Below are 18,356 nucleotides of genomic sequence, written 5' to 3' on the forward strand. Positions count from 1 at the left end.
CCTCGCGGACGGCAACTCTTTCAGCTTAAAGGCTTAAAGCGTGACGCGATCAAGGTGCCGCGGTCTCTGCAGTCCCCGCACGATTGCTTGATCCGCTGGGAGTCGGTTTCCGACCGGTCCCCGCAGCGGGACGGGTTCCGGGCGTCGGCAACCTGCAATGGAGCGTGTGCCGCGCCATCCGCGGCACGCGGCCCCGGTCATACCGGAATGCGCTCGATCCTCGGCCCGCCCGAGGCCTGACGATCACGCGCGCGGCATCTTCGCTTCGCAAACAGCCAAGCGGCGGACGCAGATCGCAAAGGTATCGCCGCCGGCAGGCGTATCCTCGCGGCTCCATCAACCCGGCGCCGTCGCCGCGAGCAGAGGAAAACCCCATGGCCAAGATCGTTCATACCTTCGGAATCCTCGGTGTTCTCGCGGCGGGAACGGCCGGGGCGGTCGCCGCCGAGCCCGAAAGCTGCCAGAGCCCGCGCTTCTCCGACGTCGGCTGGACCGACATCACCGCGACGACCGCCACGGCGGGCCTGATCCTCGAAAAGCTCGGCTACACGCCGGACATCTCCGTGCTCTCCGTGGCGGTGACGTTCCAGGCACTCCAGCAGGGCGACATCGACATCTTCCTCGGCAATTGGATGCCCCTCCAGGAGCCGACGGCCACCCCGCTCATCGACAGCGGTGCGATCGAGGTCGTCGGCACCAATCTCGAAGGCGCGCGTATCGGCTTTGCGGTTCCCGCCGCGACCTACGAGGCGGGGCTGCGCACCTATTTCGACATCGCGGACTTCCATGAGGAGCTGCGCGGCCAAATCTACGGCATCGAGGCCGGGTCCAGCGCCAACGAGACCATCTCGCAGATGATCGCGAACGACACGTTCGGGCTCGGAGACTTCACGCTGGTGGAATCCAGCGAGCAGGCGATGCTCTCGCAGGTCGAAAGCTCGATCCGCCAGGACGAGCCGGTCCTCTTCTTCGGCTGGCGGCCGCACCCGATGAACGTGCGCCTCGACATGCGCTATCTGGAGGACGGCAACGACGCCTTCGGGCCGAACGACGGCGCGGCGACCGTGCAGACCAACACGCGGGCCGGCTATTCGTCCGAGTGCCCGAATGTCGGCGCGCTCCTCCAGAACATGGTCTTCACCGTCGAGGACGAAGACCTTCTGATGAGCTACATCCTCGACGAGGACATGCAGCCGGCGGCCGCGGCCGAGCGCTGGCTGAAGGACAATCCCCAGACGATCGACGCCTGGCTCGAAGGCGTGACGACCCTCCAGGGCGAGCCGGGCGCCGCGGCGGTCCGGCAAGGGCTCGGTCTTTAGCCGTCCTGCACGTTCTGCCTTCGGGCGGCGGTCGGCGGAACGCCGTACTGCCGCCGGAAGGCACGAGAGAGCGCCGCGATCGAGGAGAAGCCGGTGCGGACGGCCGTGTCGGCCATCGACATGCGCGTGTCGACGACGAGGCGGCGCGCCGCCTTGAGGCGGAGCGAGAGATAGTAGGCGCCCGGCGAGGACCGCACGCTCTGCCGGAACAGCGTTTCCAGCCGCCGCGTCGAAACCGAGAGCCGGCGGGCGATCTCGGCGACGGCAAGCGGCCGGTCGATATGCGCCTCCATGATCCGGATCGCCTGGCCCACGCGCGGCTCGGTGTGCCCGATCCGCCCGACCGAGACGAGCGGCTGGGCGTCCGAGGCGTTCTTCGTCTGGTCGTAGATGTACACGCTGGCGACGTCGAGCGCGGTGGAATAGCCCTGCCGGGTGCGGATCAGCGCCAGCATGAGATCGAGCGCGGGCATGGCGCCGCCCGTGGTGAAGATCGGCCCGTCGATGACCCAGCGGTCCGGCTGGACCTCGACGTCGGGAAAGCGCGCCGCGAACTCCTCCAGATCCTCCCAATGCGTCGTCGCCCGTCGTCCGTCGAGGAGACCGGCCAGCGCCAGAACCCAGGACCCCGCCTCGATCCCGCCGGTCATCGTGGAATGGCGCGCGCCGGTCGCGATCGCGTGCAGCGCCCTGGGCGTGGAGTGCCGGAAGACGTTGAAGGCGGCGACCACCAGGAGGATGTCGCGCCGCGCCTTGGGCTCGAAGGCCTCGACCGCGGGGATGGGCAGCCCGCACGACGTCCGCGCGGGCTGCCCGTCGAGGGAGACGACCTTCCAGCGATAGAGCTCCTTCGCCGCGATGCGGTTGGCCGCGCGCATCGGGTCGAGCGTCGCCGCGAGCGACATCAGCGACGCATCCGGCATCACGAGGATCGTGATGTCCAAGTGGGCGTCCGAGCTTTCGAAAAGCGACATGGCGCATACTGTCCAGTCGGCTTCGCAAAAGGTCAACCTTCGCCGGCGGCCGGCGCCAAGATGAGCGCCGTACATCACTGGCAGGAAGGCCCGACATGCCGCTGAAACCGAGCCGCGAAGTCTTCATCACATGCGCCGTCACCGGGGCCGGGGCGACGACCGATCGCTCGGACAAGGTGCCGATCAGCCCGCGCGAGATCGCCGAGGCCTCGATCGCCGCCGCCAGGGCCGGCGCGGCCATCGCGCATATTCACGTGCGCGACCCGCAGACGGGCCGGGGCTCGCGCGACCTCGGCCTCTATCGCGAGACCGTCGACCGCATCCGCGATTCGGGCATCGACATGATCCTGAACCTGACGGCGGGAATGGGCGGCGACCTCGTCTTCGGCTCGGCGGAGGCGCCGTTCCCGGTCGATCCGTCCGGCACCGACATGGCCGGCGCCTCGGAGCGCCTGGAGCACGTGCGCGAGCTTCTTCCGGAGATCTGTACCCTCGACTGCGGCACGATGAACTTCGGCGAGGGCGACTATGTGATGACGAACACGCCCGCCATGCTGCGGGAGATGGCGAGGCAGATCCAGGCGCTCGGCGTGCGGCCCGAGATCGAAGTCTTCGACACCGGCCATCTGCTCCTGGCCCAATGGCTGAAGGCGCAAGGGGTGATCGAGGATCCCGTCATGGTGCAGCTCTGCATGGGCATTCCCTGGGGCGCGCCCGACGACATCGGCACCTTCAAGGCCATCGTCGACAATCTGCCGAAGGACTGGGTTTTCTCGGCCTTCTCGATCGGCCGCAACCAGCTGCCCTATGCAGCGCTCGCGATGCTGGCCGGCGGCAACATCCGCGTCGGTCTGGAGGACAATCTCTGGCTCGCCAAGGGCGTGCTCGCGACCAACGAGGCGCTGGTCGAACGGGCCGTCGCGATCGCGGAAGGGACGGGCGCGCGCGTGCTCGGCCCGGACGAGGTCCGCGAGAAGCTGAAGCTGACGAAGCGGTGGTGAGCGCCATGGTTCTTCCGATCCAGCGCGCGGCCTGCGTCGGCGTCGGCGTCATCGGCGCGGGATGGGTGGCGCGCCTCGTCCTCAACGGCGTGGACGTCCAGATCTTCGACCCTTCGCCGGACGCGCCGCGCATCGTCGAGGCGGTGCTGGCGAGCGCGGCACGTGCCTATGGCGCGCTCTACCGCTCGAAGCTGCCGGAGCGCGGCTCGATCCGCTTCGCGCCCTCGATCCTGGAGGCGGTGGAGGGCGCGGACTTCATCCAGGAGAGCGTGCCGGAGCGGCTCGACTTCAAGCGCCGCATCCTGGGCGAGATCGACGCCGCGGCCCGGCCCGACGCCATCATCGGCTCCTCGACCTCCGGTCTGCTTCCGAGCGACCTGCAGGCCGGGATGTCCTACCCCGAACGGCTCGTCGTCGCCCATCCGTTCAATCCCGTCTACCTCCTGCCGCTCGTCGAGATCGTCGGCGGAGAGAAGACCGGCGCCGAGGCGATCGAGCAAGCGAAGACGATCTACGCCGCGCTCGGCATGAAGCCCGTCGCCATCCGCCGCGAGATCGAGGCCTTCGTCGGCGACCGCCTGCTCGAAGCGCTGTGGCGCGAGGCGCTGTGGCTGGTGAAGGACGATGTGGCGAGCGTCGAGGAAATCGACGACGTCATCCGCTACTCCTTCGGTCTGCGCTGGGCGCAGATGGGCCTGTTCCAGACCTACCGGATCGCGGGCGGGGAAGCGGGGATGCGGCACTTCCTCGCCCAGTTCGGCCCGGCGCTCCAATGGCCCTGGACGAAGCTGATGGACGTGCCGGACCTCGACGAGGCGCTGGTCGAGAAGATCTCCGCCCAATCCGACGCGCAGGCGGGCGACCTCTCGGTGCGCGATCTGGAGCGCATCCGCGACGACAATCTGGTGGCGATGATCCGCGCCCTCTCCGACCAGCAGGGCGGCAGGGGCTGGGGGGCGGGTGCCCTCCGCAACGACGCCGACCGGGCGCTCGCCAAGCGGGCGGACGCGGTGGAGGCCGAGCCGCTGGCGCTTCACGCCGGCACGGTTCCCGCCGACTGGATCGACTACAACGGCCACATGACCGAGCACCGCTATCTGCAGGTGTTCGGCGACACGACCGACGCTCTTCTCGGCCATCTCGGGGTGGACGAGGCCTATCTGGCGGGCGGCCACAGCTTCTACACGGTCGAGACGCATCTCATGCATCTGGGCGAGCTGCGGCAGGGCGCAGAGTTCCGGGTCACGACGCAGATCCTGGCGAACGACGGCAAGCGCCTGCACGTCTTCCATTCGATGGCGGACGGGGAGGGCCGCACCGTCGCGACGGCCGAGCAGATGCTCCTGCATGTCGATACGAGGGCCGGGCGGGCCGTGGAGGCGACGGGAGCCGTGGCCGAGCGCGTTTCGGTTCTGGGCGAACGCCACCGCTCGATCCCCTGGCCGGTCTCCGCGCGCCGGCATGTGGGTGAGCGCCGCCGCTGACCGGCGATGAGGGGAGGGTGACGCGGCCCTCCCTTTTACAAAGGCGGGATGCGATGTAAGCCGCTGGGGGTCGATCGTTTCCCTGAAGGCTCCACCGCATGACCCGCAGCCCGCGTCTCGACGATGCCGCGCGTGCCGGCTGGCTCTATTACGTCGCGGGCAACACGCAGGACGACGTGGCCCGCACACTCGGCGTTTCGCGGCAGGCCGCCCAGCGCCTCGTCTCGCTCGCGGTGCGCGAGGGGCTGGTGAAGGTGCGGATCGACCATCCGATCGGCGCCTGCCTGGAGCTCGGCGCGCGGCTGCGGGAGCGCTTCTCGCTCGCCCTCGTGGAGGTCGTGCCGAGCGACCCGGCCTCCGCCTCCTCGACGCTCGGCGTCGCCGACGCCGCGGCGGCGGAACTGGAGCGCCGACTGTCCGCCGCCGAGCCCGTGCGGCTCGCGGTCGGCACCGGGCGCACGCTCAAGGCCGCGATCGACAAGCTGCCGTCCATGGAATGTCCGCAGCACGAGATCGTCTCGCTGACCGGCAGCATCGCGCCGGACGGATCGGCCGCCTTCTTCAACGTCATCTTCAGCCTCGCCGACAAGGTGAAGGCGCGTTCTTTTCCGATGCCGCTCCCCGTCATCGCCTCCTCGCGCGAAGAACGCGCGCTCCTCCACAGCCAGCCGATGATCGCCGCGACGCTGGAGCGTGCGGCGGCCGCGGACCTGACCTTTCTGGGGATCGGCGATCTCGGCCCGAGCGCGCCGCTCTTCGTCGACGGCTTCCTGACGGGCGAGGAACTCGCGAGCCTCACCCAGGCGGGCGCGGTGGGCGAGATCCTCGGCTGGGCCTTCGATTCGCAAGGCCGGCTGATCGAGGGGTTGACGAACGAGCGGGTGGCCAGCGCGCCGCTCTCCTCTCGTCCCGGCGGTCTCGTCGTCGCGATCGCCAAGGGCGAGAACAAGGCGCCCGGAATCCTGGCGGCCCTGAAGGGCGGCCTCGTCAACGGCCTCCTCACCGACGAGGCGACGGCCGCCCGTCTTCTCGCCGTCTGAGCCCGTCCGTCGACCGGCCGAAGCCTATTCGGTTGTGGTCTACCGCGTTGCAGCAACGAATGCCGATTGACCGGGCCGCCGATTTGGGGTGAGTAATTGCCCTGGAGATTGGCATTTGCTCACGTTTGTGGCGTGAGCGGCATTGGGAGGACTTCATGAAGGGCAGGATTTCGGCCGTCATGGGCTGCGTGGCGCTCGGGCTCATCTCGGGCGGCGCGGCGCAGGCGCAGCAGACGACGCTGACCATCGGCACCGTCAACAACGGCGACATGATCCGCATGCAGGGTCTGACGCAGGACTTCACCGAAAAGCACCCCGACATCGCCCTGAACTGGGTGACGCTCGAGGAGAACGTGCTGCGCCAGCGCGTCACGACCGACATCGCGACGCAGGGCGGCCAGTTCGACGTGATGACCATCGGCACCTACGAGGTTCCGATCTGGGCCGGCAACGAGTGGCTGCTGCCGCTCGACAATCTGGGCGACGACTACGACGCCGACGACATCCTGCCGCCGATCCGCGAGGCGCTGTCCTCCGACGGCACTCTCTACGCGGCGCCCTTCTATGCGGAGAGCGCCATGACGCTCTACCGCACCGACCTCTTCGAGGCGGCCGGCATCGAGATGCCCGAGAACCCGACCTGGGACTTCATCGCGCAGTCGGCCCGCACGATCCACGAGCAGAACCCCGAGGTCTACGGCATCTGCCTGCGCGGTCTGGCCGGCTGGGGCGAGAACATGGCCTTCCTCGGCTCCATGGCCCGCTCCTACGGCGCGAACTACTTCGACGCCGACTGGCAGCCGCAGTTCGAGAGCGAGGGCTGGCGCAACGCGGTCAACCTCTATGTCGAGCTGATGCGCGAAGTCGGCCCTCCGGGAGCCTCGTCCAACGGCTTCAATCAGAACCTGACGCTCTTCAACCAGGGCCGTTGCGCGATGTGGATGGACGCGACGGTCGCGGCCTCCTTCGTGACCAACCCCGAGGAGAGCCAGGTCGCCGAGAATGTCGGCTTCGCCCAGTTCCCCTGCGGCATCGAGAACTGCCCGAACAACGGCGCCAACTGGCTCTGGGCGTGGTCGCTCGCGATCCCGGCCGGCTCGCAGAACGCCGAGGCCGCGCAGACCTTCATCTCCTGGGCGACCTCCAAGGCCTATCTCGAGCTCGTGGCCGAGAACGAGGGCTGGGCGAACGTTCCTCCGGGCACCCGCACCTCGCTTTATGAGAACCAGACCTATCTCGACGAGGCGCCCTTCGCCGCGGCGACGCTGACGGCGATCGACAACGCCGATCCCTCGATCACCGACGACAAGCCCTATGTCGGGCTCCAGTTCGCGGCGATCCCGGAGTTCCAGGGTCTCGGGACGGTCGTCGGTCAGCAGATGTCGGCGGCGGTCTCCGGCTCCATGCCGGTCGACCAGGCGCTCGCCGCAGCCCAGGCCGCGGCCGTGCGCGAGATGACCCGCGGCGGCTACATCCAGTAGGCGACACCGCCGAAGCCGATCCTTCTCCCGCTCGCGGGAGAAGGTCCCGGCAGGGGGATGAGGGCCTCGTGGAGGCCGCCCCTTCCGGCGAGCATCCGGCCCTTCAAGCCCTCACCCGCCTTCGCCTTGCGGCGAAGGCACCCTCTCCCGGAGCGGGAGAGGGATGGGCGCCCCTTTCTGCCGCCTCGTGGGCGGCGGCGACGTTCCGCGCATTCGTCTCGCGAGGCTCAGATCATGGCCACCACCCAAACCAAGTCGGCCGCACGCCTGATGATGGCGCCCTCGGTGATCGCGCTCTTGATCTGGATGATCGTGCCGCTGTCGCTGACGCTCTACTTCTCGACGCTGAACTACAATCTGTTCAATCCGGGACAGACGCCCTTCATCGGGCTGACGAACTACCAGTTCTTCCTGTCCGATCCCGCCTTCTTCACCGCGCTGCGCAACACGCTGGCGCTGGTTCTGGGCGTCCTGTGCATCACCGTCATCGGCGGCATCCTCCTGGCGCTTCTGCTCGACCAGGCCTTCTACGGCGTCAACATCGTGCGCCTTCTCGTTATCGCGCCCTTCTTCGTGATGCCGACGGTGGCCGCGCTCGTCTGGTCGAACCTGATGATGAACCCGGTCTACGGCGTTCTCGGCCAGCTCTTCAACGGCATCGGCATCGGCGCGATCGACTGGTTCGCGCAATATCCGCTGACCGCGATCATCATCATCGTCGCGTGGCAGTGGCTGCCCTTCGCCACGCTCATCCTCCTGACCGCGCTCCAGTCGCTCTCGGAGGACCAGAAGGAGGCGGCGGAGATGGACGGGGCCGGGGCCCTGTCGATCTTCTGGTACATCACGCTGCCGCACATGGCCCGCGCGATCACCGTCGTGATCCTGATCCAGACGATCTTCCTGCTCTCGATCTTCGCCGAGATCTACGTGACGACCTCTGGCGGGCCGGGTCTGCAGACCACGAACCTGCCCTTCCTCGTCTACTCCCAGGCGCTCCTGCAGTTCGACGTCGGCGGGGCCTCGGCGGGCGGCATCGTGGCGGTCATTCTCGCCAACATCGTCGCGATCTTCCTCATCCGCCTCATCGGCAAGAACCTCGACGCGTAAGGAGAAGCGAGATGGCCCGTGCAGTCTCCACCCGTCGCAAGATCGGCTTCACCGTCCTCGGCTGGACGGTCGGCTTCCTGATCTTCTTCCCGATCCTCTGGACCGTCCTGACCTCGTTCAAGCCGGAGCTTCAGGCGATCGCGATCCCGGCGCGGATCGTGAACTTCGACTGGACGCTGCAGAACTACGTCAACATCCAGGCGCGCTCGAACTACTTCCACTATGCGATGAACTCGGCGATCCTGGCGCTCGGCTCCACCGCGCTCGGCCTTCTCTTCGCCGTTCCCGCCGCCTGGGCCATGGCGTTCTCGCCGACAAAGCGCACCAAGGACGTCCTCCTCTGGATGCTGTCCACGAAGATGCTGCCGGCCGTGGGCGTGCTCGTGCCGATCTACCTGATCTTCCGCGATCTCGGCCTCCTCGACTCGCGCCTCGGCCTCGTGATCGTCCTGTTCCTGATCAACCTGCCGATCCAGGTCTGGATGCTCTACACCTATTTCCGCGAGATTCCGGGCGAGATCCTGGAGGCGGCACGGATGGACGGGGCGACGCTCGCCAAGGAGATCACGCAGGTTCTGGCGCCGATGGCCGTGCCCGGCATCGCCTCGACCGTGCTCCTGTCGATCATCCTCGCCTGGAACGAGGCGTTCTGGACGCTGAACCTCACCACCTCGAACGCGGCGCCGCTCACCGCCTTCATCGCGTCCTTCTCCAGCCCGCAGGGCAACTTTTTCGCGACGCTTTCGGCCGCCTCCACCATGGCGATCGCGCCCATCCTCATCATCGGCTGGTTCTCCCAGAAGCAGCTCGTCCGCGGCCTGACCTTCGGCGCCGTCAAGTAAGGGAGACGCATCCTTGGCCTCCATCTCGCTGTCCAACGTCTCCAAACATTTCGGCGACGTCGTCATCATTCCCGGCCTCGATCTGGAGATCGCCGACGGGGAGTTCGTGGTCTTCGTCGGGCCGTCCGGCTGCGGCAAGTCCACGCTGCTCCGGCTGATCGCCGGCCTCGAGGACGTCTCGGGCGGAGAGATCCGCATCGACGGCAAGCCGGTGACGGAGACGCCGCCCGCCAAGCGCGAGCTGGCGATGGTGTTCCAGTCCTACGCGCTCTACCCGCATATGAGCGTGCGGTCGAACATCGGCTTTCCGCTCAAGATGGCGGGCCAGTCGAAGGCCGAGATCGCCAAGAAGGTCGAGCAGGCCGCCGCCACGCTCAACCTCACCGACTATCTCGACCGGCGCCCGCGCGAACTCTCCGGCGGCCAGCGTCAGCGCGTCGCCATCGGCCGTGCGATCGTCCGCGCGCCGAAGGGCTTCCTCTTCGACGAACCGCTGTCGAACCTCGACGCGGCGCTGCGCGTGAACATGCGCCTGGAGCTCTCCGAGCTGCACCAGCAGCTCAAGACGACTATGATCTACGTCACGCACGACCAGGTCGAGGCGATGACCATGGCCGACAAGATCGTGGTCCTGAACAAGGGGCGCGTCGAGCAAGTCGGCTCGCCGCTCGATCTCTACGCCAAGCCCGACAACCTCTTCGTGGCCGGCTTCATCGGCTCGCCGAAGATGAACCTCATCAAGGGCGAGTATGCGAGCCGCTTCGGCGCGACGACCGTCGGCATCCGGCCCGAGCATCTGACGATCTCGTCGGGCGAGGGCGTCCTGAAGGGCACGGCGGGCGTCTCCGAGCATCTGGGCTCCGACACCTTCGTTCACGTCAAGCTCGACAATGGCGAGCAGATCACCGCGCGCTCGCCCGGCGACTACCGCGTCAGCCACGGCGACCGCGTGGCGCTGTCGCCGGACGACAGCCGCCTGCACCGCTTCGACGACAAGGGCCTCGCGATCCGATGAACAGACTTCAGGGAAAGCGCGCCCTCATCACCGGCGCGGCGCGCGGCATCGGCCTCGCCTTCGCCAAGGCCTATGTCGCCGAAGGCGCGAGCGTCGTGCTGCTCGACATCGACGGTGAGGCCGCCCGTCGCGCCGCCGCCGAGATCGGGGATGCGGCCTCCTCGCGCCGGCTGGACGTGACGAAGCCGGCCGAGATCGACGCCGTCATCGCCGAGCTCGCCGCCGAGGCGCCGATCGACATCCTCGTCAACAACGCGGCCCTGTTCGACATGGCGCCCGTGAACGAGGTCGAGGAGGCGTCCTACGAGAAGCTCTTCGCCGTGAACGTGAAGGGGCCGCTCTTCATGATGCGCGCGGTCTCGCGCGCCATGATCGAAGCGGGGCGCGGCGGCAAGATCGTCAACATGGCGAGCCAGGCCGGGCGGCGCGGAGAGGCGCTCGTCACCGTCTACTGCGCGACCAAGGCGGCGGTGATCTCGCTGACGCAGTCGGCGGGTCTGGCGCTCATCAAGCACGGCATCAACGTGAACGCGATCGCACCCGGCGTCGTCGACGGCGAACACTGGGACCACGTCGATTCCCTCTTCGCGCAGTATGAGAACCGCCCGCGCGGCGAGAAGAAGCGCCTCGTCGGCGAGGCCGTGCCCTTCGGGCGCATGGGCACCGCCGCGGACCTGACCGGCATGGCGATCTTCCTCGCCTCGGCCGAGAGCGACTACGTCGTGGCGCAGACCTACAATGTCGACGGCGGCAACTGGATGAGCTGACGGCGCCTCACGCCGCCCGCAAGGAACGACGAATATGACCAAGCTTTCCGCCGCCGCCCTTCCGGAGATCGCCGGGAAGGCCGAGGTCCCCTCCTACGACCGCTCGGCGCTGAGGCCGGGCATCCTCCATTTCGGCATCGGCAATTTCCACCGCGCCCATCAGGCCGTCTATCTCGACGATCTCTTCAACGCCGGGCGCGACCATGACTGGGCGATCGTCGGCGCGGGGGTGCTCGCTTCCGACGCCGCGCTGAAGGCCAGGCTCGAGGGCCAAGACTATCTGACGACGGTGGTCGAGCAGGAGGCCGACCGGAGCGGCGCGCGCGTCACCGGCGCGATGATCGACTATGTCGAGCCCGGCGATGCCGCCGCCATCGTCGCCAGGCTGGCCGATCCGGCCATCCGCATCGTCTCGCTGACGATCACCGAGGGCGGCTACTATATCGATCCCGCGTCCGGCCGCTTCGATCCCGAACATGCCGACATGCGTCACGACGCGCAGAACCCGGACGCGCCGAAGACCGTGTTCGGCCTGATTCTGGCCGGTCTGAAGGCGCGGCGGGCGGCGGGAACGGCACCCTTCACCGTCATGTCCTGCGACAACATCCCCCACAACGGGCATGTGACGCAGAACGCGGTCGCGGGCCTCGCCGAGCGCACGGACGCGGCGCTGGCGGCCTGGGTGCGCGCCGAGGTCGCCTTTCCGAACGGCATGGTGGACCGCATCACGCCGGCCACGACGCGGCGCGAGATCGACATGCTCTCGGCCGATTTCGGCATCGAGGATGCCTGGCCGGTCTTCTGCGAGGACTTCCGCCAGTGGGTGCTTGAGGATCATTTCCCCTCCGGGCGCCCGGCGCTGGAGGAGGTCGGCGTCACCTTCGTGGAGGACGTCGCGCCCTACGAGCTGATGAAGATCCGCATCCTCAACGGCGGCCACGCGACCATCGCCTATCCCGCCGCTCTGATGGACATCCATTTCGTCCACGAGGCGATGGAGAACGAACTCGTGCGCGGCTTCCTGCGCAAGGTCGAGCACGACGAGATCATCCCCTGCGTGCCGCCGGTGCCGGACACCGATCTCGACGACTATTACGCGCTGATCGAACGCCGCTTCGCCAATCCGAAGATCGGCGACACGGTCGCCCGTCTGGCGCTCGACGGATCGAATCGCCAGCCGAAATTCATCCTCCCGTCCACGGCCGACCGTCTGAAGGCCGGGCGCTCCGTGACGGGGCTCGCGCTCGTCTCGGCCCTCTGGTGCCGCTACTGCGCGGGCACGTCGGACAGCGGACGCGAGATCGAGCCCAACGACGCCAGTCACGCGCGTTTGAAGGAGGCCGCTCTCGCCGCCAGGCAGGACCCGGACGCGTTCCTGGCTCTCGGCGACATCTTCGGCGAGGTCGGCCGCTCTCCTGTGTTCCGCGAGGCCTTCGCCGGCCATCTGGCATCGCTCTGGGAGAACGGGACGCAGGAGACGCTGCGGCGCTACATCGCGTCGTAGCGAGGGGCGCACGCCGCTTTCCCCGACCTGAACGAGGTCGGGCGGGGTTGAGCGTGTCCGCCCATGAGCTAACATGCCGTCTCCGTCGCGCCTCGCGTGGCGGGGGCGAAGCGCGTGCGCCGACCGGCATCGCACGCTTCGTCCGTCATGCGAGCGGACGGGGAGCGAGATCGGGTGAAGCGCGACTTCGTCGTGGCCGTCGACGTCGGGACGGCCAGCCTGCGCGTCGGCGTGCTCGACCGGACCGGCCGGATTCTGTCCTGCGACGAGCGGCCGATTTCCATGAACCGGCCGCGGCCGGACCATGCCGAGCATGATTCCACCGAGATCTGGTCGGGCGTCTGCGACGCCGTCCGTGCGGCCGTCGCCGCTTCGGGAATTCCGCCCGAAACCGTCGCCGCCATCGGCTTCGACGCCACCTGCTCGCTCGTGGCCCTCACCGCCGACGGCGCGCCGGTCACGGTCTCGACTGGAGGCGAGGACCGCTGGGACACGATCGCCTGGCTGGACCACCGTGCGAAGGCCGAGGCCGAGCGGTGCAGCGCGACCCAGCACCTCGCCGTCACGCGCGCGGGCGGCGCCCTCTCGCCCGAGATGGCGATACCCAAGCTCGCCTGGCTCAAGGCCAACCTGCCGGAGAGCTGGCACCGCGCCGGGCTCCTCTTCGACCTTGCGGACTTCCTCACCTGGAAGGCGACCGGGAGCACGGCCCGCTCGGTGTGCACGCTCGGCTGCAAATGGGCCTATCTGGCCGACCGCGCCGAACCATGGCCGCAGGACTTCTTCGAACGGAGCGGCGTCCCCGACCTCGTGGCGAAGGCGGGCCTGCCGCCGAAGGCCTCGCCCGTGGGAGCGGATCTCGGCGCGTTGACGGGGGAGGCGGCCGAGGCCCTCGGCCTTTCGACCGCCTGCCGCGTGACGACAGGCCTCATCGACGCCCATGCCGGCGCGCTCGCGGCGCTCGGCTCCTTCGACGGCGCTGACCTGAGCGGCCGCGCGGCGCTCGTCGCGGGCACGTCGAGCTGCGTCACGCTCATGTCGGACGCGCTGCATCCGATCCCCGGCGTCTGGGGGCCTTATCCGGGCGCCGCCCGGCCCGGCCTCCGGCTGGCCGAAGCCGGGCAGTCGCTCTCGGGCGGTCTTCTGGACCATGTGATCCGCATGGCCGGCGGGGGGCTCGAGCCGGGCATCGCCACCCACGAACTCATCTGCGCGCGGATCGCGGAGCTGCGCGAGGTGGAAGGCGCCGATCTCTCGCCGCGCCTGCATGTGCTTGCGGACTTTCACGGCAACCGCTCGCCCTTCGCCGATGCCGACGCGCTCGGCGTCATCAGCGGCTTGCCGGCCGACGCGTCCTTCGACGCGCTCTGCCGCCTCTACTTCCGCACCGCTGTCGGCATCGCGCTCGGCGTGCGCCAGATCGTGGAGAACTTCGCCGCCCACGGCCGTGCGATCGAGGCGCTTCACCTCGTCGGCGGGCAGGGGCGCAGTTCGTTGATGCCGCAGCTCTACGCCGACGCGACGGGGCTGGAGGTCTTCGTCTCCGGGAGCGCGAACGCCATGCTGCTCGGCACGGCGATGTCGGCGGCCGTGGCCGCAGGCTGGCATTCGCAGGTGGCCGACGCCTGCCGCGCTATGCGCCAGAGCGAGCGGTCGGTCGCGCCTGATCCCGCGCGCAAGGCGGCGTTCGAGCGCGATCTTCGAATCCTGGCGAGGATGCAGGACCATCGCGCGGAGATCGAAGCGCTGGTCGGGTCGTCCACGGCCTGAGCCGAGAAGGCCCGACCGGCTCTATCGCTCGCCGGGAACGGTCTCGGTCTTCTCCGGCACGAGGAAGGAGAAGTCGCACCCCTCGTCCGCCTGCAGGACCGTGTCCATGAACAGCCTGGCGTAGCCGCGCTCGCTGCCGGGATGAACGGGAGCGACGACGTCGCGGCGCCGCCGGTCCAGCTCCTCTTCGGGCACCTCCAGATGCAGCCGCCGGCCGGGAACGTCGAGCTCGATCATGTCGCCGTCGCGTACGAGGGCGAGAATGCCGCCGGCAGCCGATTCCGGGGTGACGTGCAGGACGATCGTGCCCGATGCCGTTCCGCTCATGCGCGCGTCGGAGATCCGCACCATGTCCTTCACGCCCTTGGCGCCGAGCTTTTTCGGGATGGGCATGTAGCCCGCTTCCGGCATGCCCGGCGCGCCCTTCGGCCCCGCGCTCTGGAGGACGAGGACGTCGTTCTCGGTGACGTCGAGGGCGGGATCGTCCACACGCGCTGCCATGTCGGCGACAGAGGAGAACACGACGGCGCGGCCCCGATGCTTCAAAAGCGCGGGCGTCGCGGCCGACTGCTTCACGATGGCGCCGCCCGGCGCCAGATTGCCGCGCAGGACGGCCATGCCGCCTTCCGGATAGATCGGGGCCTCGACGGTCGCCACGATGTCCTGGCGCCAGCCGCCGGGCGTTGCGTCGATCTCCTCGCCGAGCGTCCGGCCGGTCACGGTGAGGCAGTCGAGATGAAGATGGCCCTTCAACTCGCGAAGGATGGTCGCGAGCCCGCCCGCGGCGTGAAGATCTTCCATGTAATTCCGGCCCGATGGCTTGAGGTCGACGAGGACCGGAACGTTCCGGCCGATCCGGTCGAAGGCGTCGAGGTCGAGCTTCAGCCCCACGCGACCGGCGATGGCGGCCAGATGCACGATGCCGTTGGTGGAGCCGCCGGTCGCCAGAAGGGTGACGAGGGCGTTCTCGAAGGCCTTGCGCGTCATGATCTTCGACGGCGTCAGCCCGCCGGCCGCGAGCCGGACCGCGATTGCGCCGGTCGCCTCTGCGATGCGGCGACGGTCGGCGGAGACGGCGGGCGGCGTCGCGCCGCCGGGCGCCATCATGCCGAGCGCCTCCACCGTTAACGCCATCGTGGACGCCGTGCCCATGACGCCGCAGGTGCCGGCGCCGGGGACCAGCTCGTCGTTGACCTCCGCGATCTCGAAATCGTCCACCTCGCCGGCCCGGTAGCGGCCCCAGAAGCGCCGGCAGTCGGTGCAGGCACCGACGCGCTCGCCCCGATGGCTCCCCGTCAGCATCGGCCCGGTGACGAGCTGGAGGGCCGGAACGTTGGCACTGGCCGCGCCCATCAGCTGTGCGGGAACGGTCTTGTCGCAGCCGCCGATCAGGACGACCGCGTCCATCGGCTGGGCGCGGATCATCTCCTCGGTGTCCATCGCCATGAGATTGCGGAGGAACATCGAGGTCGGGTGGGAGAAGGATTCGTGGATCGAGATCGTCGGGAAGGGCACCGGCAGCGCCCCGGCGAGCATGACGCCGCGCTTCACCGCCTCCACCAGATCGGGGACGTTGGCATGGCAGGCATTGTAGCCGCTCGACGTGTCGACGATCCCGACGATCGGCCGCCCCAGCGCGTCGTCCGAATAGCCCATGCCCTTGATGAAGGCCTTGCGCAGGAAGGCGGAGAAACCGGTGTCGCCGTAGCTCGTCAGGCCCTTCATCAGGCCGCGATTCGTCTTCTGCGCCATGGGTCCGTTCCTCCTACTCGAAGCGTCGCCCCGGTGAGCCACAGATGGACCCCGATTGCCAACACGATTTGCGGGAGGGGACCGCGCCGCGGCGCTTCGGGGTTCGCCCGACGCGTGCGCCGTCCCGCCGGCGCTGCTCGGCCGCCCCTTGCCGACGTTCGCCCGGACCCGCCCAGCCGGGCGCGGTCGGCACCGGGGCCGGCGTCCTTCGCAACTCCCGCGTCAAGGGGCACACCAGAAACAGGTATTTAATATTCTGCGTCCTATAGTCGCCGGACTGTTGTCCAACCGAATGAGATCGTATCGGCATGCGCCTCGCGGATATTTCCCTTTCAAAGAAGATTTTCGCCGCCTTTGCGATCCTGGTCGTGGTTTCGGCCACGATGGGCGGGACGGTCTACTCGCGGCTGTCTGCGATCGACGACACGGTCGCGGACAATCGAAGCACGAACCTGACCCTGCGTTCGGCGCTCAGTCTCCGGCTTTTCCTGGCGCGGCAGGAGAACGCGCTTCGCGGACTCATCCTGACGCAGGAGCCGCGGCGCGAGACCAGCATCGCCACCGTCCGGGACCGGTTCAAGGAAAGCACCGAGGTCATCGCCCAGACCGAGGCCCACGACGCGGGCGTGATGCAGAATATCGACGTGATCCGGCCGAACTTCCTGGCCTGGCATGACGAGATCGTGCAACCGGCGATCCTTCTGGCGCGCGACTCGGCCACTCTTTCCCAGGCGCAGGACCTGATCTTCTCCGACCGGGCCGGCGCGCTCATCGATCCGATCGAGGAGGCGATCGACGCCATCATCGCGTCCAGCGTGGCCTCCAGCGAGCAGAACAGCGCCGAACAGGAGGCGGCCACGAACGCGAGCGAGCTGGCGTTGATGATCGGAATCACCACGCTGCTCGGCTTTGCCGTCCTTCTCGGCACGCTGCTCTCGCGCGCCATCGCTCGCCCGATCACCGGTCTCTCCGGCGTCATGGCGAAGCTCGTTGCCGGCGACCGCTCGGTCACCGTGCCCGCCGCCGATCGTCGCGACGAGATCGGCCAGATGGCGAAGGCGGTCGAGCGCTTCCGGCTCGCGGCCATCGAACAGGCCCGCCTGGAGGAGGAATCCTCGGCGATGCGCGCCGAGCAGGAAGCCGATCGCGAGCGCAAGGCCGCGGCGGACCGGCAGACGCAGGCCGAGCTTCAGGAGTTCGTGGACTCGATCGAGGGCGGCTTCGCGCGTCTGTCGCAGGGCGACATGACGGTGCGCATCGGGCGCGCGGTGGCGGCGCAGTATGAGCCGATCCGGGGCCAGTTCAACGACACGGTCGAGAAGCTGGAATCGACGCTGGGCTCGGTGGTGACCTCGATCGGCTCGATCCGCACGGGCCTGGGCGAGATCAACGTGGCCTCCAACGATCTGGCGCAGCGCACCGAGCAGCAGGCGGCGAGCCTTGAGGAGACGGTGGCGGCGCTGGCGGAGGTGACGCGGGCGGTGAACGAGACGGCGCAGGATGCGGGCCGTGCGCAGGAATCGGCCGAGAGCGCCAACCGCAACGCGGCCAAGGGCGGCGAGATCGTCGGCAAGGCGGTGGAGGCGATGCGGGGCATCGAGCAGTCGTCGGAGAAGATCGGCAAGATCATCGGTGTGATCGACGAGATCGCCTTCCAGACGAACCTTCTCGCCCTGAACGCGGGCGTGGAGGCGGCGCGTGCCGGCGAGGCGGGGCGTGGTTTCGCGGTGGTGGCGCAGGAGGTGCGGGGTCTGGCGCAGCGCTCGGCGGAGGCGGCCAAGGAGATCAAGGACCTGATCTCGACCTCCAGCGAGCAGGTGGAGGCGGGTGTTGAGCTGGTCTCGGCGTCGGGGCGCTCGCTCGACCAGATCATCACCGAGGTCGGCGACATGAGCCGGACGGTGGCGGAGATCGCGCGCCGGGCTCGAGAGCAGGCTGTGTCGCTGAAGGAGGTCCAGACGGCGGCGGACCAGATGGACAAGGTCACGCAGCAGAACGCGGCGATGGTGGAGGAGGCGACGGCTGCGGCCCAGTCTCTGGCGGCGGAGACGGACGAGCTGGGCCGCTTGATCGCGGAGTTCAAGCTGGCGAGCGCGCAGAGCCGCGCGGCCTCGGCAGCCCCGGCGCAGCGCCAGCCGGCTGCGGCGAACCGCGCCGCGCCGTCCCAGCGCCCGGTGGTGCAGATGCGCCCGACGTCCCAGGGCAACGCCGCGCTGAAGACGCTGGAGGACAATTGGGAGGAGTTCTGAAGCGGCACCGCGCCTGAACCCGGACCGAACGAACACGAGGAAGGCCGGCGG

At 68.7% G+C, this 18,356-nt stretch carries 14 protein-coding genes; 12 read left to right on the forward strand and 2 right to left on the reverse strand.

Annotated elements, in window-relative coordinates; translation table 11 throughout:
- Positions 1-374 precede the first annotated feature (374 nt).
- A complete protein-coding gene (gene choX, locus AC6R2M_RS03015; RefSeq protein WP_500485372.1) occupies positions 375-1,319 on the forward strand; it encodes a choline ABC transporter substrate-binding protein in 945 nt (314 codons plus the stop codon).
- Here choX and AC6R2M_RS03020 read toward each other — a convergent pair.
- On the reverse strand, positions 1,316-2,293 hold the full coding sequence (locus AC6R2M_RS03020) for a GlxA family transcriptional regulator (protein ID WP_500485374.1): 978 nt from the start codon (positions 2,291-2,293) through the stop codon (positions 1,316-1,318). The two genes, choX and AC6R2M_RS03020, sit on opposite strands and share 4 nt — an antisense overlap.
- Before the next feature lie 95 nt (positions 2,294-2,388).
- Between AC6R2M_RS03020 and AC6R2M_RS03025 the strand changes: the two genes are divergently transcribed.
- From AC6R2M_RS03025 to AC6R2M_RS03070, 10 genes are all read left to right on the forward strand, one after another.
- Positions 2,389-3,294, forward strand: a complete 906-nt coding sequence (locus tag AC6R2M_RS03025) for a beta-keto acid cleavage family enzyme (RefSeq protein ID WP_500485376.1) — start codon at positions 2,389-2,391, stop codon at positions 3,292-3,294.
- 5 nt (positions 3,295-3,299) lie between these two features.
- Positions 3,300-4,778 carry a carnitine 3-dehydrogenase gene (locus tag AC6R2M_RS03030; RefSeq protein WP_500487466.1) on the forward strand — a complete coding sequence of 493 codons (1,479 nt, stop codon included), beginning with the start codon at positions 3,300-3,302 and terminating at the stop codon, positions 4,776-4,778.
- Between the two features lie 98 nt (positions 4,779-4,876).
- Positions 4,877-5,818, forward strand: coding sequence for a sugar-binding transcriptional regulator (locus AC6R2M_RS03035; protein ID WP_500485378.1), 942 nt, complete (start codon positions 4,877-4,879; stop codon positions 5,816-5,818).
- A 155-nt stretch (positions 5,819-5,973) separates the two neighbouring features.
- The gene (locus AC6R2M_RS03040) at positions 5,974-7,299 is read left to right on the forward strand and encodes an ABC transporter substrate-binding protein (protein ID WP_500485380.1); all 1,326 of its coding nucleotides are present in this window, start codon (positions 5,974-5,976) and stop codon (positions 7,297-7,299) included.
- Positions 7,300-7,533: 234 nt separating this feature from the next.
- A complete protein-coding gene (locus tag AC6R2M_RS03045; RefSeq protein ID WP_500485382.1) occupies positions 7,534-8,406 on the forward strand; it encodes a carbohydrate ABC transporter permease in 873 nt (290 codons plus the stop codon).
- Between the two features lie 11 nt (positions 8,407-8,417).
- The gene (locus AC6R2M_RS03050) at positions 8,418-9,248 is read left to right on the forward strand and encodes a carbohydrate ABC transporter permease (protein ID WP_500485385.1); all 831 of its coding nucleotides are present in this window, start codon (positions 8,418-8,420) and stop codon (positions 9,246-9,248) included.
- Positions 9,249-9,261: 13 nt separating this feature from the next.
- Complete coding sequence (locus AC6R2M_RS03055; RefSeq protein WP_500485387.1) at positions 9,262-10,263, forward strand: ABC transporter ATP-binding protein; 1,002 nt, start codon at positions 9,262-9,264, stop codon at positions 10,261-10,263.
- A complete protein-coding gene (locus AC6R2M_RS03060) occupies positions 10,260-11,030 on the forward strand; it encodes an L-iditol 2-dehydrogenase (RefSeq protein WP_500485389.1) in 771 nt (256 codons plus the stop codon). The genes AC6R2M_RS03055 and AC6R2M_RS03060 overlap by 4 nt, the downstream gene beginning before the upstream one ends.
- A 34-nt stretch (positions 11,031-11,064) precedes the next feature.
- Positions 11,065-12,534 (forward strand): mannitol dehydrogenase family protein, encoded by a 1,470-nt coding sequence (locus tag AC6R2M_RS03065; protein ID WP_500485391.1) that lies wholly within the window; start codon positions 11,065-11,067, stop codon positions 12,532-12,534.
- Between the two features lie 174 nt (positions 12,535-12,708).
- Positions 12,709-14,304, forward strand: coding sequence for an FGGY family pentulose kinase (locus AC6R2M_RS03070; protein ID WP_500485393.1), 1,596 nt, complete (start codon positions 12,709-12,711; stop codon positions 14,302-14,304).
- A 21-nt stretch (positions 14,305-14,325) separates the two neighbouring features.
- Here AC6R2M_RS03070 and AC6R2M_RS03075 read toward each other — a convergent pair whose 3' ends face one another.
- Positions 14,326-16,056 (reverse strand): IlvD/Edd family dehydratase, encoded by a 1,731-nt coding sequence (locus tag AC6R2M_RS03075; RefSeq protein WP_500485395.1) that lies wholly within the window; start codon positions 16,054-16,056, stop codon positions 14,326-14,328.
- A 308-nt stretch (positions 16,057-16,364) separates the two neighbouring features.
- Between AC6R2M_RS03075 and AC6R2M_RS03080 the strand changes: the two genes are divergently transcribed.
- Positions 16,365-18,305 (forward strand): methyl-accepting chemotaxis protein, encoded by a 1,941-nt coding sequence (locus AC6R2M_RS03080; protein ID WP_500485397.1) that lies wholly within the window; start codon positions 16,365-16,367, stop codon positions 18,303-18,305.
- Positions 18,306-18,356 lie beyond the last annotated feature (51 nt).

Source organism: Aureimonas sp. CAS (assembly GCF_059838215.1).